Origin of the sequence: Methylobacterium sp. NEAU K, from assembly GCF_030700285.1 — a bacterium.
Lineage (GTDB): Bacteria > Pseudomonadota > Alphaproteobacteria > Rhizobiales > Beijerinckiaceae > Methylobacterium.
On sequence record NZ_JAUYZJ010000021.1, the window covers coordinates 1 to 19,804 of the forward strand.

Genomic DNA, 19,804 nt, shown 5'->3' on the forward strand with positions numbered 1-19,804 from the left:
GTCGTCGTGCCTCCCAGCCTGACGCGCCAGGCGCCGCCACGTGAACAGTTGCGAGGCGCTCAGTCCGTGTCGGCGTGCCACCGCGCTGATCGAGGTGCCCGGCCCATCACTCTCGACGACGATGGCGGCCTTTTCCTCATCCGACCACGTCCGCCGCCGGCCGGCCCCGGTGAACAGCTCCAGGCGCCGGATCGGCTCCGACATAGCCATACGCCCTGACATCGACATGTGACGGAGCTCCCATTCCGCTCCGTATGTCGCCTTCACACCGCCTGCCGGAAGGTGCCGCCCAGACAGCGCTTACGATGAACCGACCGTTGGCCATCGAAGTTCCGTATCGCCGTGTGCATCGCTCGTTGCTCACAATGATACGGTTTCGATTAGGCGTCAATTATGCTCAGGCGTCGACGCCGGGCTTCACGCGATCCTGGCGGGGCGTGATGGTCACGAAGGCCGGATCCAGACGTTCGGCGAGCTGATGCGCGGCTGTTCCGGCCAGGGTCACCAGACCGTGCGCCTCATCGCCAAGAGGTCCGTCCAGCGTCCCGGCGCTGGACAGGAGCCGGTGCAGAGCCGACAGAGTGTCGGCGATTGACGAAGCCAAGCCGGATGCGTCTGGGTCGGAGCGGAACATTGAAGTATCTCCTCGTGGGACGGTAAGTATGTTCCGGAATTAGGTCGAAGCAAATAGGTCCGCATGGTGAGATGTGTCTGATTGTCATCAGACAGTAGCCGCCTGTTTTGCTATAGAAACTAAGTGCCTGCGAGACATTCTGTCTGATGTCCGTCTGACCGGCCTCCTATCTTCGCCAGTTCTCCTACGAGCCCCCGGCTACTGATGTCTCTGCCGATGAGGGAGCGGAACGGTGCCGGGAGGGTGGACGGTAGAGCCCCCTGCCCCGGGAGGGTGGCCCCCGGATACGGCTCAAAGCGCGTACGCCGGCTGTCGCGTACCCTGCTGACGAAAATGTCGCTCGCTGAAATCTTCGGACAAGATGTCCGGGCGCCTCAGGATTGCCTGTTCGGCTGATGAGCCTCTGATCCGCGGGAGGAGAGAAATTTCCTGGCTTACTTCGAACCAGCGGTCAGCAGCGCTCGCTTTTCAAGTGTCGGTGCTGTGGACGTGCCGCAACAGAGCGTTGCCGCCCAACGACTTACCGTCAGCGCCGCCGCAAGGCCAAAGGTCCGCGCACCGACCACAGGTTGATTGTGGTGGCAAACGCAGCCAAGACGCGGTCCGCACGGAGCGTCATTCATGGCCAGAAATCTCATCGCGCAGGACGATGCGCGGGAAAACCGGTTGGTGGATATCTTCAATCTCGTCCGCCCTGCAAGAAGGGTTCGGCACGGAGTTGATGCTGTACTCGTCGTCGACGGTCAGGAGATCGAGTTCGAGCTCAAATCTGTAACGACAGCTAGAGGTAGCATCAGTACAGTTCGTGATTTGGGGCGGGATCACATTGAAAAATGGGCCAACAAACACTGGATCGTGGCGTTCTTCGACGGAACTGACCCGCTGCGATGCCGTTATGGCTCGCCGACCGCCGTCGCGCCGTGGATTGACCGAATTTGGGATTACATTAAGCGCGACTTCGAGTTGGCAGAGCTAGCTCCTGGCGAGCTGAGTATAGAGACGATGTTTTCCATACTTGGGAGAAAGGATCATTATACTGCGCTTGATGCCAGGAAGTTGCATAAGATGCAGTACAGTGCTGCTAAGTACAAGGAATTGATGGACATGGATGGGGGCTATTCCCCTGAACGAATGCTTGAGATTTTTCGAGCGAGATTGAAGTACGTCATTGAGCGTGGGTCAACTCTCAACAATCCGCACATAAATCCTTCCGATTATCTGGCTTGGCCAGAAATCAGCCGCGATTATGCGGTCACGCTTCGCCGCTTGGTCACGGAGTGGATCCACGCAACGCCTGCGCGACCGATCGCGCCAGCCGATAGGCCATAGGCGGCGCGACGGAGTTTCCAATCAGTCCGAGCGCCATGTAGACCGGCTTCGTGATCGGCCAGTCCTCCGGGAAGCCCTGAAGGACCATGCAGTCCGGCACCGACAGGCGGAAGTGATCGTGTTTGGCGACGTACGAGCTCGCCATCTCGCGCGTCAAGGCGACGCCGTTTGGCCAGATGCCCAACGAGTGCCACACGCGCTGCGCCGTAACCGAGTTGAGGATGCTCGTGGTGTGGCGTGGCCCGGTCAGTCCGCTCCTGATCGTTGGGGCCAGATCGTCGACCCCGATGTCCGTCAGCCCGAGCGCTTCGCGCGCTCCCATCGTCCGAGGCAGGCCGAGATGGCTCAGGCTGCCCGTGAGATGGCCGGCGCAGTGAGTAGGCTGCGGCGTCACGAACTTCTCAGCCGCCTCCCTTTCACGGAAACCCACGAAGAAGACGCGCCTGCGTCGCTGAGGAACGCCGAAGTCCGCAGCGTCCAAATGGAAGCATTTGATCGTGTACTCGCCGCGCAGCGGCGTCAGGATGGTCGCCTGCACGTAATCGGCGAAGCGCTTCGTGAGCAGGCCGCTCACGTTCTCGCATACGAACGCTCTCGGACGGACGGATTGGACCGCCCTGACGAACTCGGGAATCATGTCCCGCGCGTCCTCCGAGCCTTGGCGTCGACCGGCATGGCTGAACGGCTGACAGGGCGGACCGCCGTGCAGCACGTCCACGGTCCCGCGGTGCCGGCGCCAGTCGACCCTCGTCACATCGCCTGCGGCGCCGCCGAACACGGTGCGCTGGGGGTGTGCCGCCCTCAGCACTACGGCTGCGGGCTCCAAGATGTCGTAGCTCGCGGCGTGATCGAAGCCGGCCCTGTCGAAGCCGATGTCCATCCCGCCGCCGCCGCTGAAGAGCGACAGGGCCGTCATCCCGTTGCGGCGAAGCATCGGCATGAGCTTCTTGGCGCTAAGCCGCGGCTTGTTGATTGGGTGCTTGGAGAGTGGGCCGTCACCGCTCAGCGCCTGCCGCTTGGCCTGCTGCGCAGCGAGCGTGGTCGCGCGGAACGCAGCCCGCTCGGTCTCGGTGAGATCCCGGGCCTGATACCAGGGCGCGTCGGTGCCGCGGGCGTCATACATTGGAGGCCACCGCGCTCGATCGTGCGGGTCCCAGAAACTCCACGAGGTTCCGGGACAGCGCTTCCGGCTCGCGCGTCTCACATTCCCAGATCACACGCACCTGCCAGCCAGCCTCTTCAAGCGCCCTCATGTTGCGGGCATCACGGTTGACGTTCGATTGAAATTTCTCAGCCCAGAAGTCTGCACGGGTCTTTGGCATGAAGGCCCGCCGGCAGCCAGGGTGGCGATGCCAGAAGCAGCCGTGGACGAACAGAATGCGGCGTCGGCCGGGAAAGACGATGTCGGGGCGGCCCGGCAGCGGGGCCGCATGGATGCGGTAGCGGTAGCCCAGCCCGTGCAGGAGGCGCCTGACGATCATCTCCGGTTTGGTGTTTTTACCCTTGTTCGCCTGCATGACCTTCCGGGTCACGGCGGTCACGCCTTCGAAGCGGCCGCCGTCGGCGCTGCCGGTCGTGGCGGGCATCTTGATCGCCCTCATGCGAGCTTGTGGATCTGCCGAGTGAGACACGGAAGATGGCGCTCTACGCGAGTGAGTGAACGGTGCCGCTTCCAGATCCCGTCCCGGTCTCCAGATCAGGCGCGGTCTGACGGATCGTGTCGGCGACGAAGGACGGCGCCAAGTGGGCGTAGTGCTTCTCGGCCATGCGCGTGCCCGAGTGGCCGAGTGCCTCCGCGACGACGATCAGCGGAGCGCCGTTCCGCACCATCGCGCTCGCGTAGGAGTGCCGCAGCTCGTGCAGAGTGATGCTCTCGAGCTTCGCCCGGTCCAGTGCCGCCTTGAACGCCCGCTGATACTGCGCCGGCTTCCAGGCCTCCCCGGTCTCGCCGCGCAGCAGCGGCGCGCGTGGATCCCGGCCGGCCGACAGCCGCTCGAAGAGCGCCCTGCCCCCGGCGGTCAGGGGAATGTGGCGAGCCCGGCCGTTCTTGCTTCTCTCTACGAACACGGTTCCGTTCGCGCCGTCGAAGTCCCGAACCGTGAGGGCGGCCAGCTCACCGAAGCGCGCTCCGGTCATCAGCGCCGCCGCAACCAGGTCCCGCAGGGCGCCCTGCGCGGTGTTCAGCAGCCGCCGCTGCTCAGCAACGTCGAGGAAGCGGACGCGGGCGGCTCCCGTGTCTCGGAACGGCTTAAGCAGACGCCACGCACGGTCGCTCTCGACGAACTGGTGCTGGAAGGCCCAGTTCAGCGCGGCCTTGAGCAGGGTGAGCGTGCGGTTGGCTGTGTCGCGGCGTCGGCGCAGCGCTTCCGGGTCCGAAACGTCCACATCCCGGGTGTTGACCTTCGCGGCGTGCCGGCTGGTCCGCAGCCGCTTCGGCGCCGTCACCATCGCGTCGCGCCAGCGCCGCAGCCTGTCGAGCGTAAGATCCGCCACGCGGAGCGGCCCGAGCTTAGGGAGTATGTGGACGCGCGCCCGTGAACGGGCGTCATAGACCGCCTTCATCCCCTCAGCGGTGCGCGCTTCGAGGTAGCGCTCAAGCGCGTCGGCGACCGTCAGGGCCGGCTGCGCGTCCGGCGCCGCGCGGAGCGACTTCGCCCACGCGCGGGCCGCATCCTTGGCCTGCTCGTGCGTGAGGATGCCGGTCCCGTCCGCGGCGGACAGATCGTCCGCCTTCCCGAGTTTGGTCTGTACGCGCTTGCCGTCGGCTGAGCGGGAGGCGGCGAGCCATGACCCGCCCTGCCCTCTTGTGCCGCGCCCGCGGCGGTAGCCCAGCCGAACGCCCGGGCTGATCAGCTCCCACTCCGGCGCGTCCGAGGGCGGAAGATCGGATCGGCTCGTGCGGCTTGCGAGGACGCTGCGGCGGCGCGGCATCGTCGACCCTTTTCGTTGTCGAATTCGTTGCTAACAATGCCACGAAACGAGCTGGAACGCAAAGGGATGAAATGGTACAAGCCATTGCATACAAAGCAATATCAGGACGTTCCAAGAAGTACCGGCATGTGCCAGATGTCGCCCTTTCACGGCGAAAACACGGGTTTGATTCCCGTAGGGCGCGCCAGCAAAATCAGTAGCTTAGCTCGATTTTACTGGCGCGGGGGCCTAATAACCCCAACTTTGGCCCAATTGTCCGCCGTCAGATGCTTTGTGACGGTTTTGGGCGCTTAGGAGCGAAGGCTCCGACCCGACTGAGGTGAAAGGGTAGGCAGTCTGCGCGTGGTGGCGCAAGCGGCCGACAGCCGCCGGTCCGCGTCAGAGCGGCTGCGACGGTAATGCGGGGACGCCGATCCCGACCCAACCTCGCCTTAAGCAGGTCCACGCCGTGCCTGGAAGTGTTCGTCCGCCCTGACGTCGTTTCGGCAGCACCCAGGACGACGCGGAGACCGCCAAGGTGCAGTGGCGCAAGCTCGCCGATCAGCCCCGGCCCAAGGTCCCCAAGCTCGCCGCCCTGATGGATGAGGCCGAGCCGGACGTGCTGGCCCACATGGGCTTCCCCGCCATCGCAAGCTTGAAGATCGCATGCCTGGGACTGAGCGGACGCCGGACGGAGGGCGCCCACGTCATGAGGCTGGGGTCGCCGAGCTTCCTGCATCCTGAAGCCCGGCGTGTTCCTGCATCAAGCGCGACAGGAGGGGTGCCGCACCTCACGGCGCCCCTTCAACGGGAGGGTCATTTTTTCACTGTGCTGCAAGTGCTTTCGGAAAGAGGCTGAAACGCTTGATCGCCGGGAATCGTCTTCAAGATCTTGTAGAAATCCCACGGTCCTTTCGATTCCGCAGGAGTTTTCACCTGTGCGAGGTACATGTCGTGAACCATGCGGCCGTCTTCGCGGAGCTTGGCGTTTCGAGCGAAGAAATCTTGGATCGGCAACGCGCGCATCTTCGCCATAACCTGCAAGCCGTCGTCCGTGCCGGCGGCTTCGGCCGCCTTGAGAAAGTGGAGCACCGCCGAATAATCTCCGGCTTGCACCATGGTCGGCATCCTGCCGCCCATCCGCTCGCCGAAACGCCGCGCGAACGCGCGCGTCTGCTCATCCATGTCCCAGTAGAAGCCTGTCGTCAGGATCATGCCCTGAGCGGCCGTGAGCCCTACAGAATGGATGTCGGTCAGGAAGATGTTGAGGCCTCCCAGCGTCTGGCCACCCTGCGAAATTCCGAACTCGCTCGCCTGCTTGATGGTGTTGATCGTGTCGGCCCCGGCATTGGCCATGCCGATGATCTTCGCGCCCGAACTCTGGGCCTGCAGCAGGTAGGACGAGAAATCGGGGTTGGGGAACGGGTGCTTGACAGAGCCGAGAACCTTGCCGCCCTTTGCTTTCACGACACGGGTAACCTGCGCCTCCAGATCATGCCCGAAGGTGTAGTCGGCAGTAATGAAGAACCATGTGTTTTTCGGATCATCCGCCAGAGCCGAGGCTGTGCCGGCGGCGAGGGCGTAGGTGTCCCATGTCCAGTGAGCGCCCGTCGGCGAACAGGAGGCGTTGGTCAGCGCCATGGAGCCGGCACCGGAATTGATGTCGATCTTACCTTTGCTGCGGGCAACCTCGCGCACCGCGAGACCCGCAACCGAGGAGTTCGTATCGAAGATCGCGTCCACACCCTCTGTGTCGAACCAGCGGCGTGCGATCGAGGATGCGATATCCGCCTTGTTCTGGTGATCGGCAAAGATCAGCTCGACCTTGCGGCCGTTGATCGGGCGACCGAAGTCCTCCACCGCGAGTTGCGCTGCCGTCACGGATCCTCGGCCTGCAAGATCCGAATAACCACCGGACATGTCGGTCAGGACGCCGATCTTGATGCCGCCATCGGCATATTGAGCGGAGGCCGGCGTGGCTGTGAGAGGGGCTACGCTGAAGGCAGCGATAACCGCTAGGGTACGACAATCCACAAGTATCCTCCCATTTTTTGTTGGTGCTTGCACGGCGCGTCTTCTTTTTCTCGGAGCGCCCTATGGCCGTATGGCCCGTTGCGGTCTGCCGATGCTCTCAAGGCCTCGGATCACGGAGCGAATAGTGCGTCACTGTTTGCCTCGGATCTGTTTGCCGCCCGCGTTGAAGAATTTGAGAAAGGCTTCGTTGTAACGCTGCATATCTTCGAGGCTCGTGAGATGCGCAGCGCAAAGCGGGCCGCCATCGGTCCGGTAATACGGCTGTGCCCCATCGATTCCGGCACAAGCCATCTTCTCTCTCCCCCGTCAGAGGTAGCTTTGGCCGTCGAGATAGGCCTTGCGCCAGCGCCTGATCTCGACGCGCTCGAAGAGGCCCACCTTGTAGAACGGGTCCGCCTGGATGAGCGCCTCGGCTTCGGCGCGGGTGTCGACATCGACGACGTACAAGCCACCGCCCGCGTCGCTCCCGTCGTCGTTCAGCTTCGCGCCACACGCCAGGAGCTGGCCCTTGATCCGGTCGAGGTAGACGAGATGCTCGGCGCGATGAGTCTTGCGGACGTCCAGGCTGCCGGCCTTGTCGAACGTCTCGATCATGTAGGGCATGGCACTCTACTTGTCAGTTGGCTGCGATGGCGGACGGATGTTGCGCCAGAGGTGTGACGCTGATCGACATGTACGGGTAGAGAGGCAGCGACATCAGGGTGTCGTGAAGCTCGTCGTTGCTGGCGACGTCGAACACGCTGTAGTTGGCGTATTGCCCGGCGACGCGCCAGAGGTGTCGCCACTTGCCCTCCTGCTGCAGCTTCTGCGCGTAGGCCTTCTCTTCCGCCTTCAGGCGATCGGCCTCGTCCTTCGGCAGGATGGCCGGAATGTTGACCTGCATGTGGACCATGTAGAGCATGATGTCTCTCCTGTGCCGACCGGATGTCCGAGCGCATCTGATTTGAGAGCGCTCTGGTGAAGGTCGTCGATCAGACATCAGGCCAGACCGGCACGGCCACGGTGTAGCCCATGATGTCCTCCGGCTTGAGCCTGGACAGGGCCGGCGCTGGCAGGATCCAGAACGATTGGACAAGATTGTTCCAGGCCTTGCCCCAAGCCTCCTCAATCCGATCGAACGGTTCTGCCAAACGGTTTTGCAAGGTGCCAAATCCTTGACTCGACACGCTTCCTCGCGCCGAACAGGCTGCCACCCGGATTGCGAGCGCTTCCGCGCGGGCCGACGCAGGGGAGGCTGCCGGCGTCAAAGCCGCGCTGGCCCCAGGGCTCGAAGGCGCGCTTCGATCCGTCAGGATCCGAGGGATGCTGCCGAAAAGGCCAGATTGACCGTCAATCAGGTGTCACAGTGAAATCATGCGCTGCCGCAAATCTGTTGATCGGCTCGCAGGCTGGGCGATGCGACATTTACACCGACGGACGACGCCTTAGCTTATCGGTAGAAACTACCCACGACGCACGGAATTCCTGCCGATGATCGCGAACCGGGTAGCGCTCGCTGGCGCGCTTCTCATGCTGAGCATCACGCCGTCGGCCTCTCAATTGCGCCGCCCGATGACGTGTACGGAAGAGGTGTCGGTGGGGCTGGATACGGGCACCGTGCCGGAGGAGGGAAAGCCGCAGCCGCATCGGGCCCGGACGTTCTCGCTGGTCTCCAGTGGCGGCTTGCTGACCATGATTTCTGCCGGCCGCTCCGACTATTACGAGTGTCAGGTGGCATCCCCGCGTTCGAACGAGCGCACACCGCGCAATGCGATCAAATGTCAGAACGGCGTGTATTTTCTTCTGATCGACTTGAACAAGCTGAGCTTCGTCGAAGCGCAGCTGAACCCGGAAGATCGCGGCGCAGTCAAGATGAGCTACGGGAACTGCAGAAACCTCTAGGGATCCTAGTCCATCCGGATGAGAATGTAGGCCGATACGGCGATGACCGCCACGGTAACCGCGAACAGCAGGAAGGTCTTCGTGACGTGACCGTCTGGCGGGCCTGGTGCGTCGTTCATGATGCTCCCCCAGACCCGGAAGGATGGCGGTGTCTACCCTGTTGCTCAACGTATGAGCGGCCGATAAGCGGCATCCGGATTGAGAGATCAGTACTCTGCGCTGCCGGTGCTGAAGGTTCCGATCTCCGAACGTCGCCCGGCGGCGGACGCGTCCCGGGAGAATCCGTTCCGTGCCGGGATCGGCACGAGGGCGATCCCGAGCGCTACGCGCACCGCAGACAGGGCCGATCAGGCCTCCGGCGGACCGGGGACGGATCCGCCTGGCGTGAACGACTCGCGCCCTCGCCGATCCTGAGGTCGGCAACCGCCTCTCCAGGGGCTTCGAGGGCGACGGCCTTACCGGCAGAAGCGTTCAGCGCCCGGTGTCCATCGGCCGAACCCCGTCGCGACCATGTTGGCGACGACCCGGCAGATGTACACTTTCTGCGCCGCGTTGTTGTGCGGGCCGGCATGATAGCGTGCCACGGCCATCGTCCAGCTGCCCTCGCGTTGCTTGAGTTCCCGGAGGAACTGCGTGGCGTAATCGACGTTCGCGTGCGGATCGATCATGGCTTCGACCGAGCCGAACTTGCCGCCGTGGTAATGGTGGTTGATCTGCATGCAGCCGAGATCGATCAGGCGCACCCCCTTGCGGCGCGCGTCCGTGAAGCGGGCCATCACGTCCCGCGGCCCCGTCCCGAAATAGGCGGTCCCGGCGATGTTCATGGCGTAGGGCTGAAGCGAGCCGCGCTTGCCGGTCTCCGTGAGGCCGACGGCGTAGAGCACGCCCAGGGGCACGCCGTAGCGGGCGGAGGCGCGACCCATCTCGTCCTCGCAGACATTCGGCGCGGCCGGGATCGCGCTAGAGATAAATGCCGCTGCCGCGAGGACGTACCGCCTCATCCGTCCGATCTCCTTCGCGTCTGTCGGCCGCGTGGCGCTGCTCGGCCTGCCGCTGCCTGCCTCCCCCATGGCCCGGTCGCGCGCCGCCGTCGGCAAACGAGGTCGGAGCCGGCGATGGCGAGCCTCCGGGTGCGGTCACGGCCTCGGTCGGCCGGGCCTGCCCGACGATGACCTCGGCTCGATAGGCGTTGGTCTGATTCAGGAGATCGGTGAGGATCGCCGCCTCCTTGTGCAGGAGCGCCGCGGTCTCCGGCCGCGAGGCGCGCAGATGCGTTTCGAGCTGGCCGTTCGCCAGCCGCATCTCCACGATGACGGTCCCGAGTTCCTCCGGCCGAAGCTGGATCTTGAGCACGCGCAGCGGTCCGCCCGGATCGGGATTGGCAGCCGGTTCGGCGTGGATCCGGGTCTCCGATCCGGCCGCGGCCGCGCGTTCGAGCTCCTCCGTGATGGCGGATGCGATCAGCGGCAGGGATGCGGCGGGCAGGCCTCCCGCAGTCCCGGACTCGTCTCGGGAGCCTGTCGGCAAGGCGGTGTCCCGCGCGCGGGAGGCGACCGGTGCGAGGATGGTGTTCTCCGCCAGGGAGGCCACGCGCCCCTCCGCCGGTACGATGATCTCCGGACCCTCCGGATCCGTCGCCGCGACGGAGCTTGCGGCGCTGCCGCCGCGCGGATCCGGCTCGGGCCGGATCTGGGCCGCGCGCTTCAGCACCGCCGCTGCGGCGATGGCCGGCAGTTCGGACCGGGAGACCTGCGGAGCGACGGTGGTGGCTCCGGGGGCAGCTGTTCCCGTCGGGCTCGGATTCGCGCCGTCGAGCGCCGCCGTGCCGGTCACGACCGGCTTGAAGTGAACTGCGCGGCCGAGCACCTCGATCTTGGCTGCGGCACCGAGGCCGGTCACGACCTTGGGCGCCTTCGAGACGTCCGCGCGCGCTGCCTCGGCCGCCGCGTCCCGGGACAGGGGCTCGGCGGTCGCCGGCATGGATCCTGACGGAGATCCGACGGCCGGTGCAGGGTCGGGCCCTGCCGGGAGGGTGGACGACCCACTCGCCCTGGAACCGGGGTCCGTCTCGACGGCCGGCGCCCGGGTCAGCGGCAGGGCACAGCTCAGGAGGTTCGCCAGCATCGCGGCGGCGGAGCTTGCCGGCGCTGCGGGATCCGGCGCGGCCGCCGCGGGATCATCGCTCTCCGCGTCGCGCTCGCTCGTCACGGCTGCGGTCGCGGACGTCTCGCCCGCACCCGAGAGCTTACGCATGACCGTCTCGAAGGGGCTTTCCGGCCTCTTCCCCGGCTGCTGCCGGGGGTCGGCGTCCGGTTTGGACGGCGCGACCTCGCGATCGGGCTTCGGGGGGGCCTTCTGAGCCGTGGTGGAGATCGGGTTCACGGGCTTGACTTCCGGAGGAGCTGGTCGACCTGGCCGATCGCGGCTTCGGCCTTGGGAACGAGGCCAACTGCCACCTCGGCCGGTTCTGCTAGGGCCTGCGCGCGCTTCGACGCGTCGGCCTCCGGCGGTGCGGGCGTGCCGGCCAGCCCGCGTCCGATCTGCTCGGCCATCGACAGTGCCGCGTCGAAGAGCTGGACGTCGCGCGCCGGCAGCCTGGGCCTGTCGACGGCCTTCAGCTTCCGCTGTGCGGTCTGGAAGGTCGCCAGGCTCACGATCTCGGCGGCCGCCCGGTAGAGCCGAGCCTGGGTCGCCTCCAGGCTGTCGGGCGCGCAGAGCACGAGCGCCTTGTCGGCAGCCAGGAGGGCCGAGTCGGTTTTGCCTTCCTGAACCGCCGTCCGGGCGATCAGGAGGTAGAGATCCCGCCGGCTCTCGGGGGTGAACTCGTTCATGATCCGGGTGAAGGTGGCGAACCGCGCCTCGTCCCGGCCGAAGTCGAGCTGCGTCACCTGGTACGCGAAGCGCTGCCGGAAGTTGCCGGCATAGACCGAGTGGGGAAAGCGGCGCAGGTACTGAACCGCCAGGGCCTCGAACTTCTTCAGGTCGCCGACCTGCCCGAGGGTGAAGATCTCGCGGCGCAGGGCGGCCTCCTCGACGAGGGTCCCCGGCAGCAGCAGGCGGGCGCGATCGAGGAGGGAGATCGCGCGGATCGGGTTCTCGTTGACCGTGAGGGCCGCCTGCGTGAGGGTGATCGCTCCGGCAAGGGTCGGCGGCAGGGTGGCCGTCTCGAAATCCCTGAGGTGCCGGTTCGCCTCTGCCTCCCGCCCGTCGATATAGGCGAGCGCCCCGCGGGCGAGCGTCGCCTCGGGCGTGTCGAGGCCGCCCTGCGTCGTCAGGCGCCGCAGGATCGTCGGACCGCCGCCGCTCAGGGCGAAGACGATGGCCGCCTGGAGGTTGCGCCGGTCGGCCCAGACATCCGGCGCGGCGTTGAGGAGATCGCTCTCGATTCGCGCGATCAGCAGCGACTGGCTCTCATGCGCGACCAGGGATCCTGCGGCGATCCGATCCTGCAGCAATTGCAGCGTACGGACCCATTCGACAGGGCCGCCCTTACGGCCCTGCGGATCGTCGGCGCCCGGTGTCGCAGGCCGAGCGGTGTCGGCTGCAGGAGGGCGCGTCGCGCGCGGAGTCGTCTGGGTTGCCGGCGGCGCGGGGTCTGCGGCGACCGGGGACGGGCAGAGGGTGAGAAATGCGCCGATGGCGCCCCGCGTGATCCGCCTCATCCCGGAGCGCCCTGCAGCAGGATCTCGATCCGGCGGTTCTCGGGCGCCTTCGGATCCGCGGCGTTGCGCGGCATCCGGTCGGCTGCGCCCTCGATCCGCGAGATCCGCGCCTCGTCAACGCCGCCCCGCGTCAGCATGTAGCGCATGATGTCATCCCTTTCAGACCTTCCGAATACCGAACCCGGGCACGGGTCGGGGGGCGGCCACAGCGAGAGTCTGTTCGCGAAGATCGAGGCACAGGCCCAGGAGCAGCGATCGCGCGATGAGCGGACCGGCAGCGGCCGGAACCTGGATTCGATCCTTCGCATCCCGGTCTTGATGCAGGTGGTCCTCGGATCGGCCACCATGCCGGTGGCGAACCTGATGAAGCTGGGCCGCGGGGCGATCGTCCCGCTCGACCACCGCGTCGGCGAGCCCGTGGACGTCGTCGTGAACGGTCGCGTCATCGCGCGGGGCGAGGTCGTCGTCGTCGAGGACGACAACTCGCGCTTCGGCGTCTCGCTCACCGAGATCGTCGGTCCCGCCGTGGCCGATTCCAACGGCTGACAGGAAGCGTCGTCATGGCCGCAGGCCCCCTCACCAAGGTTGGTCGAAGAGTCCTGAACCCCGCCGAGGAGGTCGCCGCCGTTCTCATCGCGATGAACAAGACGACGGCGAGCCGGCTGGTCAAGTACTTCGACAATGCCGAGCTGAAGCAGATCACGCGCGCGGTCGCGCAGCTCGGACCTGTCCCGAGAGTACAGCTCGAGTCCATCGTCGACCAAGTGGCCGCCTTCTTCGCGGATGGCGCGAACCTGATCGGGACGGCCCGCGAGATGGAGAAGCTGCTGGAGGGGGTCCTGCCGCCCGAGCAGATCGCCGATCTCATGGCCGATGTCCTCGGCCAGGGCGAACGCTCGATCTGGGACCGCATCTCCAACGGCTCGGAGACGGCCCTGGCGGCCTACCTGTTGAAGGAGCATCCCCAGACGTCGGCCCTGATCCTGTCGAAGGTGAAGCCGGCCTGCGCCGCCAAGGTCATGGCACAGCTCCCGGCGCCTCTGCGGAACGGGATCATGCGCCGGATGCTGGTGTTCAAGCCGATCGTCGAGGGTACGATGAAGATGATCGAGCAGACGATCCACGAAGACTTCATGATCAATCTGGCGCGCAACGCCGGGGCCGACACCCATGCGCGCATGGCGGACATCATCAACAAAATGGAGCGCCAGGGCATGGAGGAGGTTCTGGACAACCTCTCGCAATCCCGTCCGAAATCGGCTGAGATCCTGAAGAGCCTGCTCTTCACCTTCGACGACATCATCAGCATGACCCCGCGGGCGCGCACGACCCTGTTCGATCAGGTCTCGCACGAGCGCATCATTCTGGCCCTGAAAGGCACGAGCGGCACGCTCCGCACCGTCGTGCTCAGTGCCCTGACATCCCGCGCCCGGCGGATCGTGGAGCACGAACTGGAAGGCGGCGAGCCAGCCTCCCAGCGGGACGTGCTCGAGGCCCGCCGCTCGATCACCGATCAGGCCCTGGAGATGGCCGCCCGTGGCGAGATCGAACTCAACCCGGCCGATTCGGAAGACACGTACATCACCTGAACGGGTCGGGCGCGATGTCGGACGACAAGGAGAGCAGAACCGAGGCTGCGAGCGACAAGAAGATCCACGACGCGATCGAGCAGGGCAACGTCCCCTTCTCGAGAGAGGCGCCGGTCTTCGCCTCGATCGTCGCCATCCTCGTCATCCTCGTCTTCGTGGTGCGGGATCACGGCGCTCCGTTCGTGCTGCGGCTCGCCCTCCTCCTCGAGCAACCGCGTGGCTTCGCCCTGGCCAACGGCGAGGATGCGATGCGGCTCCTCTCGGCGGTGGCCGTCGAGATGAGCCAGCTTCTGCTGCCGATGCTCGTGATCCTCCTCGTGACCGGGATCGCGGCCTCGATGTTCCAGAATGCGCCGCGCATCGTAGGCGAACGGATCCGGCCGCAATGGTCGCGCATTTCGCCCGCGAGCGGATGGAATAGACTTTTCGGTTTTCAAGGATATATCGAATTTGGAAAGAGTCTGTTCAAATTCCTGGCGATCGGCGGTGTATCCTTCATGATACTGCGCGCCAACCGACACGAGATCGTGAATATCATGTTCGTGGATCCGATCGAGTTGCCGGAATTTCTGTTGGCGCTGTCGGTTCGTCTGGTATCCGCCATCAGTGTGGCGACGATTACACTTGTGGCGGGCGATCTCGTCTGGTCGCGCCTGCGGTGGCAGCGCGATCTGCGGATGTCGCGCCAGGAGATGAAGGACGAGTTCAAGCAGATCGAGGGCAATCCGCTGGTCAAGGCGAAGCTGCGCTCCCTGGCGCAGGATCGCCTGCGCAAGCAGATGATGTCGGCCGTGCCGCGCGCCACGATGATCCTGGCCAACCCGACACACTACGCCATCGCGCTGCGCTACGATCAGAGCGAGAACGACGCCCCGATGGTCCTGGCCAAGGGGAAGGACCTGATCGCCCTGCGCATCCGGGAGATCGCCGAGAAGCACCGGATCGAGGTGGTGGTCGACAAGGCCCTGGCCCGGGCGATGTACGACAGCGTCGAGATCAACCAGGCCATCCCGGCGGAATTCTACCGCGCGATCGCGAATCTCCTGGTTTACGTGATGACGCGGCGGCGGCGCTGAGCGTCGCGGGAGGCTCGGCGCCTCACGCCGCGCGGCGCTTGGCCTCCCGGCGATGCCGGTGCAGGACGAACTCGGTGTAGCCGTTCGGCTGGTGCGCGCCCTCGAAGACGAGTGCCTCCGCGGCCCGGAAGGCCGGCCCGTCGAAATCCGGGGCCATCGGCCGGTAGGCCGGATCGCCGGCGTTCTGACGATCCACGACCCCGGCCATCCGCCGCAGGGCCTCGGCGACCTGATCGCGGTCCACGATTCCGTGGCGGAGCCAGTTGGCGATGTGCTGGCTGGAGATGCGCAGGGTGGCGCGGTCCTCCATCAGCCCGACATCGTGAATGTCGGGCACCTTGGAGCAGCCGACGCCCTGGTCGATCCAGCGCACCACGTAGCCGAGGATCCCCTGGCAGTTGTTGTCGAGCTCCTCCCGCACGGCTTCCGGTGCGACGGGCCCGTCGGCCAGCGGCAGCGTCAGCATGGCGGCGCGCGTCGCGGGCGCCCGGCCGCGGAGTTCCCCCTGGCGGGCGCGCACGTCGGTCCGGTGGTAATGGAGCGCGTGGAGCGTCGCGGCGGTCGGGGACGGGACCCAGGCCGTGTTGGCGCCGGCGTCCGGATGGGCGCCCTTCGTCTCGAGCATCGCCGCCATCCGGTCGGGGGCGGCCCACATGCCCTTGCCGATCTGCGCGTGGCCCGGGAGGCCGCAGGCCAGCCCGGCATCGACGTTGCCGTCCTCGTAGGCCCGGATCCAGGCGGTCGCCTTCATGGCGTCCTTGCGGACCACCGGGCCCGCTTCCATGGCGGTGTGGATCTCGTCGCCGGTCCGGTCGAGGAAGCCGGTGTTGATGAAGAACAGCCGGTCCGAAGCGGCAGCGATCGCCGCCCTGAGGTTCAGGGTCGTGCGCCGCTCCTCGTCCATCACGCCGATCTTCAGCGTCCGCGGCTTCAGGCCGAGCAGCGCCTCGACGCGGCCGAACAGCTCCACCGCGAAGGCGACCTCGTCGGGGCCGTGCAGCTTCGGCTTGACCATGTAGATCGAGCCGGTCCGGCTGTTGCGGAAGGCGCCCGCCCCGTTCAGGTCGTGCAGGGCGATCAGCGCGGTGATGGCCGCGTCCACGATCGTCTCGGGGATCTCGCCTCCGTCCAGCGTCACCGCGTCCGTGTACATGTGGTGCCCGACATGCCGCACCAGCATCAGCGACCGGCCCGGCAGGGTCAGCCGGCCGCCATCGGGGGCCGTGTAGGTCCGGTCCTCCGCCAGGCGGCGCTCGACGGTGCGGCCGCCCTTGGGTAGGCGGGCGACGAGATCGCCCCGCATCAGGCCGAGCCAGCTCCGGTACACCGCGACCTTGTCGGACGTGTCTACGGCGGCGACGGAATCCTCCATGTCCATGATGGTCGAGAGGGCGGATTCCAGCACCACGTCGGCGATGCCGGCGGGGTCGGTGCGGCCGATCGGGCTGGTCCGGTCGAGCCGGATCTCGATGTGCAGCCCGTGGTGGCGCAGCAGGATCGCCTCGGGCGCCTGCGCGTCGCCGGTGAAGCCCGCCAGCGCGGTCCCCGCCCCCAGGGCTGCGGTCCGACCCGCGCCCAGGTCGATGGCGAGCCGCCCGTCCGCCACCGCAAAGCCCGCGGCCTCGGCCCAGCTGCCCTGCGTCAGCGGCGCGGCCGCGTCGAGGAACGCCTTGGTCCGGGCGACCACTGCCGCGCCCCTGGCCGGGTTGAAGGCGCTGCCCGGGGCGAGGTCGCCATCCTGCGGGATCGCGTCGGTGCCGTAGAGCGCGTCGTAGAGGCTGCCCCAGCGGGCGTTGGCCGCGTTGAGGGCGTAGCGCGCGTTCGAGATCGGCACGACGAGCTGCGGGCCCGCGATGGCGGCGATCTCCGCGTCCACGTTCTCCGTGGTGACGCGCACCGCGTCCGGCTCCGACTGCAGGTATCCGATCTGCGCGAGGAAGGCCGCGTAGGCCGCCGGATCGTGCGGCAGGCCGCGGTGGTCGCGATGCCAGGAATCGATATCGGCCTGGAGGTCGTCGCGCCGGTCGAGCAGGGCCCGGTTGCGCGGCCCGAGATCCCGGACGATCGCCTCGAAGCCCGACCAGAAGTGGTCCGCGGTGATCCCGGTCCCGGGCAGCGCCTCCTCGGACAGGAACGCGCGGAGTTCTTCGGCGACGACGAGACCCGGCATGGCGATCCCCTGAGCTGGATGGCGCGCGTTCAGAAAAACTTGAACGGTGCGCGAAGAAATTTTGACGACCCAGCGATAGATCGCTTGGCTCCCGCGAAAAAGGCGCCAAAAGGGATTTGATTCTTTCCGCGGCGTTGAGAATGCAAGACCATAGCGACCTGGAGATCTTCGCCCGCGTGGTCCGCGCCGGCAGCCTGACCCGGGCCGGGTCCGAACTCGGCCTGTCCGTCGCGGTGGTCTCGAAGCGGCTGAAGCGGCTGGAGCAGCGGCTGGCGGTGCGCCTGCTGCACCGGACCACCCGGCGCGTCGTCCCGACCGATGTCGGTGAGGAATTCTTCCAGCGGATCGCCCCGATCGTCGACGCCATCGCGGAGGCCGAGACCCTGGTGTCGCAGCGGGCTTCCCGGGCGCGGGGGACGCTGCGGGTGACGGCGCCCAGCTCCTTCGGGCGGCTGCACATCGTCCCGCACCTGCGGGCCTTCTTCGCGCTCCATCCAGACCTCGTCCTGAACCTTGAGCTCAGCGACGATTTCGAGTCGATCGTCGAGCGCGGCTTCGATCTCGCGATCCGCGTCGGCGCGCTGGAGAGTTCCGGCCTCACCGCCGTGCGCCTCGCCCCGGTGCGGCGGGTCCTGTGCGCGCGGCCGGCCTATCTCGACGCGGCCGGGCGGCCCGCCGGTCTCGACGACCTGCGCGGCCATGTCTGCCTCGCCACGGAGAACCAGAACCCCTGGCGCCTGATCGGGCCGGACGGGCCCTGCACGGTCAACGCCTCCGGCCCCCTGCGCACCCATTCCAACGAGGTCGTGCGCGAGGCGGTGATCGGCGGCCTCGGCATCGCGCTCCGCTCCACCTGGGACGTGCATGCGGAGCTCCGCGCCGGCCTCCTGGAGGTGGTGCTGCCCGCCTACACGGCCGCGGCCCCGGCGGGCATCTACGCGGTCTATCCGAGCCGGGCCTTCGTCCCGGCCAAGACCCGGGCCTTCATCGATTTCCTGAAGCGCACCTACCGGTCGAGCGGCGCCTGGCCGGAGCCGTGAGGAATCCACCCGGCACGGCCTCACCCGGGGGCGTTCCATCGGATCGACGCCGCCGGGGCGCGAGAGGGCTTTACGGTGGCGCGCGGGTCCCCTCTCGCGCAGGTGCGTGAGACGCGCGTGTTCACCCGCCGGTCCCACCCTCGTGAAACCCGTCATCCGCCCGGGAGCGGGTGCGCGTCGCGTCTGGCCCGGCTCGACGGGCGACGATCAGGGCTGGGCGAAGTCCGGGTCGGTGCGCGCCAGCATCCGCTTGAACGCCGCCCACTCGCTGTCGGGCGCCCCCTGGAGCGCGACGCGGTCGTAGCCGGCGGCGTATTGCCCGGCGGTCTTGGCTGCCACCGCCGCCGAGGGCCGGATGATCGGGGCGCCCGCGGCCTGGAGGGCGAGCTGCGCGCGGCACGAGCGCTCCAGGTTGTGCATCAGCTTGAACGCCTCGCCGACCGAGCGTCCGCAGGTCAGCAGGCCGTGGTTGCGCAGCACCATGACGGGCTTGTCGCCGAGATCGGCCACCAGCCGCGCCCGCTCGTCGAGGTCGAGGGCGATGCCCTCGTAGGCGTGGTAGGCGAGGCGCCCGGCGAACTGCATCGACCACTGGTTCAGGGGCAAAAGCCCCTCCTCCTGGCAGGCGACCGCGACGCCCGCGACCGTGTGGGTGTGCAGCACGCAGATCGCGTCGTGGCGCGCGGCGTGGATGGCGCTGTGGATCGTGAAGCCGGCCGGGTTGATGCCGAGCCCCATCGGATCCTCGAGCACGCGCCCGTCGATATCGACGGTGACGAGGTTCTCCGGCGTCACTTCCTCGAAGCGCATCCCGTAGGGGTTGATCAGGAAGCGGTGCCCGCCCCCCGGCAGGCGCGCCGAGATGTGGGTGTAGATGCTGTCGTCGAGGCCGAGCCGGTGGATCAGCCGGTAGGCGGCCGCGAGATCGACGCGCATCGCCTGGATTTCGGCCGGGTCGGCGGGGCCCGCGTCCCGGTCCGGGGCGCTCGAATGGGCTGCTGCAGGCATGCGACGGCTCCTTGCCGGTGAGGGAGATCCACCCTGGGGCGCGGGACCGCCGTCCGGCGGCGGGCGGTCCCGTGATCCCGGCCTCCGGAGGCGCGTGGCGGGCCATCACAGGGCGTGGCCTGTGCCGGCGATCCTCCGCAAGGTGCCCCAAGGGCAGCCGCTCGGCAATGCGCCGGGCCTCGCGAACCCGGGCGAGATTGGGAGATCGGCTGCACGTGGTCGAAGTCAGGCTCGGCAGCGTCCGCCTCCGACCCGCCCGCGCCCGGGAAGGCGGTTCACGCCGGGCTCGAAAGCGGTCGTTTCCCGCACCGTCATTTCGGCAACGTCGCGCCCATTCGAGCCATGCAGGACGTGAATCAGCGCACGGCTTCGATGCCGATCCGCCTCGCGACGGGTTGCCGATGTCTGCGATCTGCGCCTGAAGCCCCGCGCCGAAACACCGCCGGGACATTGAACCGAGCCGCCTCCTGC

General features: G+C 67.0%; 22 protein-coding genes and 1 pseudogene. 7 read left to right on the top strand and 16 right to left on the bottom strand.

Going from position 1 to position 19,804, the window contains the following annotated elements; translation table 11 throughout:
• Positions 1–210: transposase (locus tag Q8W67_RS17020; protein ID WP_305543018.1), on the bottom strand; the 210-nt coding region annotated here is incomplete at its 3' end.
• Positions 211–397: 187 nt separating this feature from the next.
• Positions 398–634, bottom strand: a complete 237-nt coding sequence (locus tag Q8W67_RS17025) for a hypothetical protein (protein WP_305547653.1) — start codon at positions 632–634, stop codon at positions 398–400.
• A 621-nt stretch (positions 635–1,255) separates the two neighbouring features.
• On the opposite strand from Q8W67_RS17025, the gene Q8W67_RS17030 reads away from it, so the two are divergent.
• The gene (locus Q8W67_RS17030; RefSeq protein ID WP_305547655.1) at positions 1,256–1,963 is read left to right on the top strand and encodes a hypothetical protein; all 708 of its coding nucleotides are present in this window, start codon (positions 1,256–1,258) and stop codon (positions 1,961–1,963) included.
• Here Q8W67_RS17030 and Q8W67_RS17035 read toward each other — a convergent pair.
• From Q8W67_RS17035 to Q8W67_RS17045, 3 genes are read right to left on the bottom strand one after another with little or no spacing between them, the layout of a single operon-like run.
• Entirely contained in the window at positions 1,905–3,086 is a 1,182-nt protein-coding gene (locus Q8W67_RS17035; RefSeq protein WP_305547657.1) for a DNA cytosine methyltransferase, read from the bottom strand. The two genes, Q8W67_RS17030 and Q8W67_RS17035, sit on opposite strands and share 59 nt — an antisense overlap.
• Positions 3,079–3,564 carry a very short patch repair endonuclease gene (locus Q8W67_RS17040; RefSeq protein ID WP_305547659.1) on the bottom strand — a complete coding sequence of 162 codons (486 nt, stop codon included), beginning with the start codon at positions 3,562–3,564 and terminating at the stop codon, positions 3,079–3,081. Before Q8W67_RS17040 ends, Q8W67_RS17035 begins: the two co-directional genes overlap by 8 nt.
• Before the next feature lie 43 nt (positions 3,565–3,607).
• The gene (locus Q8W67_RS17045; RefSeq protein ID WP_305547662.1) at positions 3,608–4,894 is read right to left on the bottom strand and encodes a site-specific integrase; all 1,287 of its coding nucleotides are present in this window, start codon (positions 4,892–4,894) and stop codon (positions 3,608–3,610) included.
• A gap of 493 nt (positions 4,895–5,387) precedes the next feature.
• Between Q8W67_RS17045 and Q8W67_RS17050 the strand changes: the two are divergent.
• Positions 5,388–5,537 (top strand): annotated as a pseudogene (locus Q8W67_RS17050) (IS256 family transposase); the annotation flags it as partial.
• Positions 5,538–5,689: 152 nt separating this feature from the next.
• On the opposite strand, the gene Q8W67_RS17055 reads toward Q8W67_RS17050, so the two are convergent.
• The 5 genes from Q8W67_RS17055 to Q8W67_RS17075 all read right to left on the bottom strand — a co-directional run bounded on the left by Q8W67_RS17055 (position 5,690) and on the right by Q8W67_RS17075 (position 8,049).
• Positions 5,690–6,907: an ABC transporter substrate-binding protein gene (locus tag Q8W67_RS17055; RefSeq protein WP_305547664.1), complete on the bottom strand. Its 1,218-nt coding sequence runs from the start codon at positions 6,905–6,907 to the stop codon at positions 5,690–5,692.
• Positions 6,908–7,036: 129 nt separating this feature from the next.
• Entirely contained in the window at positions 7,037–7,198 is a 162-nt protein-coding gene (locus Q8W67_RS17060; RefSeq protein WP_305547666.1) for a hypothetical protein, read from the bottom strand.
• Between the two features lie 15 nt (positions 7,199–7,213).
• Complete coding sequence (locus Q8W67_RS17065; protein WP_305547668.1) at positions 7,214–7,510, bottom strand: YciI family protein; 297 nt, start codon at positions 7,508–7,510, stop codon at positions 7,214–7,216.
• 13 nt (positions 7,511–7,523) lie between these two features.
• Positions 7,524–7,808 carry a muconolactone Delta-isomerase gene (catC, locus tag Q8W67_RS17070; protein WP_305547669.1) on the bottom strand — a complete coding sequence of 95 codons (285 nt, stop codon included), beginning with the start codon at positions 7,806–7,808 and terminating at the stop codon, positions 7,524–7,526.
• Positions 7,809–7,878: 70 nt separating this feature from the next.
• Entirely contained in the window at positions 7,879–8,049 is a 171-nt protein-coding gene (locus Q8W67_RS17075) for a TIGR00366 family protein (RefSeq protein ID WP_305547670.1), read from the bottom strand.
• A gap of 328 nt (positions 8,050–8,377) precedes the next feature.
• Between Q8W67_RS17075 and Q8W67_RS17080 the strand changes: the two genes are divergently transcribed.
• Positions 8,378–8,788, top strand: coding sequence for a hypothetical protein (locus Q8W67_RS17080; protein WP_305547671.1), 411 nt, complete (start codon positions 8,378–8,380; stop codon positions 8,786–8,788).
• Between the two features lie 455 nt (positions 8,789–9,243).
• On the opposite strand, the gene Q8W67_RS17085 is transcribed toward Q8W67_RS17080, so the two are convergent.
• From Q8W67_RS17085 to Q8W67_RS17100, 4 genes are all read right to left on the bottom strand, one after another.
• Positions 9,244–9,789: a transglycosylase SLT domain-containing protein gene (locus tag Q8W67_RS17085; protein ID WP_305547673.1), complete on the bottom strand. Its 546-nt coding sequence runs from the start codon at positions 9,787–9,789 to the stop codon at positions 9,244–9,246.
• Positions 9,749–11,041, bottom strand: a complete 1,293-nt coding sequence (locus Q8W67_RS17090; RefSeq protein ID WP_305547675.1) for a flagellar hook-length control protein FliK — start codon at positions 11,039–11,041, stop codon at positions 9,749–9,751. Before Q8W67_RS17090 ends, Q8W67_RS17085 begins: the two co-directional genes overlap by 41 nt.
• A 125-nt stretch (positions 11,042–11,166) precedes the next feature.
• Positions 11,167–12,450, bottom strand: coding sequence for a chemotaxis protein (locus tag Q8W67_RS17095; RefSeq protein ID WP_305547677.1), 1,284 nt, complete (start codon positions 12,448–12,450; stop codon positions 11,167–11,169).
• A complete protein-coding gene (locus tag Q8W67_RS17100; RefSeq protein WP_305547853.1) occupies positions 12,447–12,596 on the bottom strand; it encodes a hypothetical protein in 150 nt (49 codons plus the stop codon). Before Q8W67_RS17100 ends, Q8W67_RS17095 begins: the two co-directional genes overlap by 4 nt.
• A 1-nt stretch (position 12,597) precedes the next feature.
• Between Q8W67_RS17100 and fliN the strand changes: the two genes are divergently transcribed.
• Genes fliN through flhB form a run of 3 tightly spaced genes read left to right on the top strand, consistent with a single transcriptional unit; the run spans position 12,598 to position 15,115 of the window.
• Positions 12,598–12,996 carry a flagellar motor switch protein FliN gene (gene fliN, locus Q8W67_RS17105; protein WP_305547843.1) on the top strand — a complete coding sequence of 133 codons (399 nt, stop codon included), beginning with the start codon at positions 12,598–12,600 and terminating at the stop codon, positions 12,994–12,996.
• A gap of 14 nt (positions 12,997–13,010) precedes the next feature.
• On the top strand, positions 13,011–14,039 hold the full coding sequence (locus Q8W67_RS17110; RefSeq protein WP_305547680.1) for a flagellar motor switch protein FliG: 1,029 nt from the start codon (positions 13,011–13,013) through the stop codon (positions 14,037–14,039).
• Positions 14,040–14,053: 14 nt separating this feature from the next.
• Positions 14,054–15,115 (top strand): flagellar biosynthesis protein FlhB, encoded by a 1,062-nt coding sequence (gene flhB / locus Q8W67_RS17115; RefSeq protein ID WP_305547682.1) that lies wholly within the window; start codon positions 14,054–14,056, stop codon positions 15,113–15,115.
• A gap of 22 nt (positions 15,116–15,137) precedes the next feature.
• Here the strand turns inward: flhB and Q8W67_RS17120 are convergent, their stop codons facing one another.
• A complete protein-coding gene (locus Q8W67_RS17120; RefSeq protein WP_305547684.1) occupies positions 15,138–17,285 on the bottom strand; it encodes a malate synthase G in 2,148 nt (715 codons plus the stop codon).
• Positions 17,286–17,425: 140 nt separating this feature from the next.
• Between Q8W67_RS17120 and Q8W67_RS17125 the strand changes: the two genes are divergently transcribed.
• The gene (locus tag Q8W67_RS17125; protein ID WP_305547690.1) at positions 17,426–18,325 is read left to right on the top strand and encodes a LysR family transcriptional regulator; all 900 of its coding nucleotides are present in this window, start codon (positions 17,426–17,428) and stop codon (positions 18,323–18,325) included.
• A gap of 207 nt (positions 18,326–18,532) precedes the next feature.
• Here Q8W67_RS17125 and Q8W67_RS17130 read toward each other — a convergent pair whose 3' ends face one another.
• The gene (locus Q8W67_RS17130; protein WP_305547692.1) at positions 18,533–19,333 is read right to left on the bottom strand and encodes a class II aldolase/adducin family protein; all 801 of its coding nucleotides are present in this window, start codon (positions 19,331–19,333) and stop codon (positions 18,533–18,535) included.
• Positions 19,334–19,804 lie beyond the last annotated feature (471 nt).

What these genes read in the sequence shown, in the direction of transcription:
- Q8W67_RS17065 (WP_305547668.1), bottom strand. Translation starts at nt 7,510, where the DNA reads ATGCCCTACATGATCGAGACGTTCGACAAGGCCGGCAGCCTGGACGTC.
- catC (WP_305547669.1), bottom strand. Translation starts at nt 7,808, where the DNA reads ATGCTCTACATGGTCCACATGCAGGTCAACATTCCGGCCATCCTGCCG.
- Q8W67_RS17085 (WP_305547673.1), bottom strand. Translation starts at nt 9,789, where the DNA reads ATGAGGCGGTACGTCCTCGCGGCAGCGGCATTTATCTCTAGCGCGATC.
- Q8W67_RS17120 (WP_305547684.1), bottom strand. Translation starts at nt 17,285, where the DNA reads ATGCCGGGTCTCGTCGTCGCCGAAGAACTCCGCGCGTTCCTGTCCGAG.
- flhB (WP_305547682.1), top strand. Translation starts at nt 14,054, where the DNA reads ATGTCGGACGACAAGGAGAGCAGAACCGAGGCTGCGAGCGACAAGAAG.
- Q8W67_RS17030 (WP_305547655.1), top strand. Translation starts at nt 1,256, where the DNA reads ATGGCCAGAAATCTCATCGCGCAGGACGATGCGCGGGAAAACCGGTTG.
- Q8W67_RS17125 (WP_305547690.1), top strand. Translation starts at nt 17,426, where the DNA reads ATGCAAGACCATAGCGACCTGGAGATCTTCGCCCGCGTGGTCCGCGCC.
- Q8W67_RS17035 (WP_305547657.1), bottom strand. Translation starts at nt 3,086, where the DNA reads ATGTATGACGCCCGCGGCACCGACGCGCCCTGGTATCAGGCCCGGGAT.
- Q8W67_RS17045 (WP_305547662.1), bottom strand. Translation starts at nt 4,894, where the DNA reads ATGCCGCGCCGCCGCAGCGTCCTCGCAAGCCGCACGAGCCGATCCGAT.
- Q8W67_RS17095 (WP_305547677.1), bottom strand. Translation starts at nt 12,450, where the DNA reads ATGAGGCGGATCACGCGGGGCGCCATCGGCGCATTTCTCACCCTCTGC.
- Q8W67_RS17060 (WP_305547666.1), bottom strand. Translation starts at nt 7,198, where the DNA reads ATGGCTTGTGCCGGAATCGATGGGGCACAGCCGTATTACCGGACCGAT.
- Q8W67_RS17040 (WP_305547659.1), bottom strand. Translation starts at nt 3,564, where the DNA reads ATGAGGGCGATCAAGATGCCCGCCACGACCGGCAGCGCCGACGGCGGC.
- fliN (WP_305547843.1), top strand. Translation starts at nt 12,598, where the DNA reads ATGTCATCCCTTTCAGACCTTCCGAATACCGAACCCGGGCACGGGTCG.
- Q8W67_RS17025 (WP_305547653.1), bottom strand. Translation starts at nt 634, where the DNA reads ATGTTCCGCTCCGACCCAGACGCATCCGGCTTGGCTTCGTCAATCGCC.
- Q8W67_RS17090 (WP_305547675.1), bottom strand. Translation starts at nt 11,041, where the DNA reads ATGCGTAAGCTCTCGGGTGCGGGCGAGACGTCCGCGACCGCAGCCGTG.
- Q8W67_RS17080 (WP_305547671.1), top strand. Translation starts at nt 8,378, where the DNA reads ATGATCGCGAACCGGGTAGCGCTCGCTGGCGCGCTTCTCATGCTGAGC.
- Q8W67_RS17100 (WP_305547853.1), bottom strand. Translation starts at nt 12,596, where the DNA reads ATGCGCTACATGCTGACGCGGGGCGGCGTTGACGAGGCGCGGATCTCG.
- Q8W67_RS17110 (WP_305547680.1), top strand. Translation starts at nt 13,011, where the DNA reads ATGGCCGCAGGCCCCCTCACCAAGGTTGGTCGAAGAGTCCTGAACCCC.
- Q8W67_RS17130 (WP_305547692.1), bottom strand. Translation starts at nt 19,333, where the DNA reads ATGCCTGCAGCAGCCCATTCGAGCGCCCCGGACCGGGACGCGGGCCCC.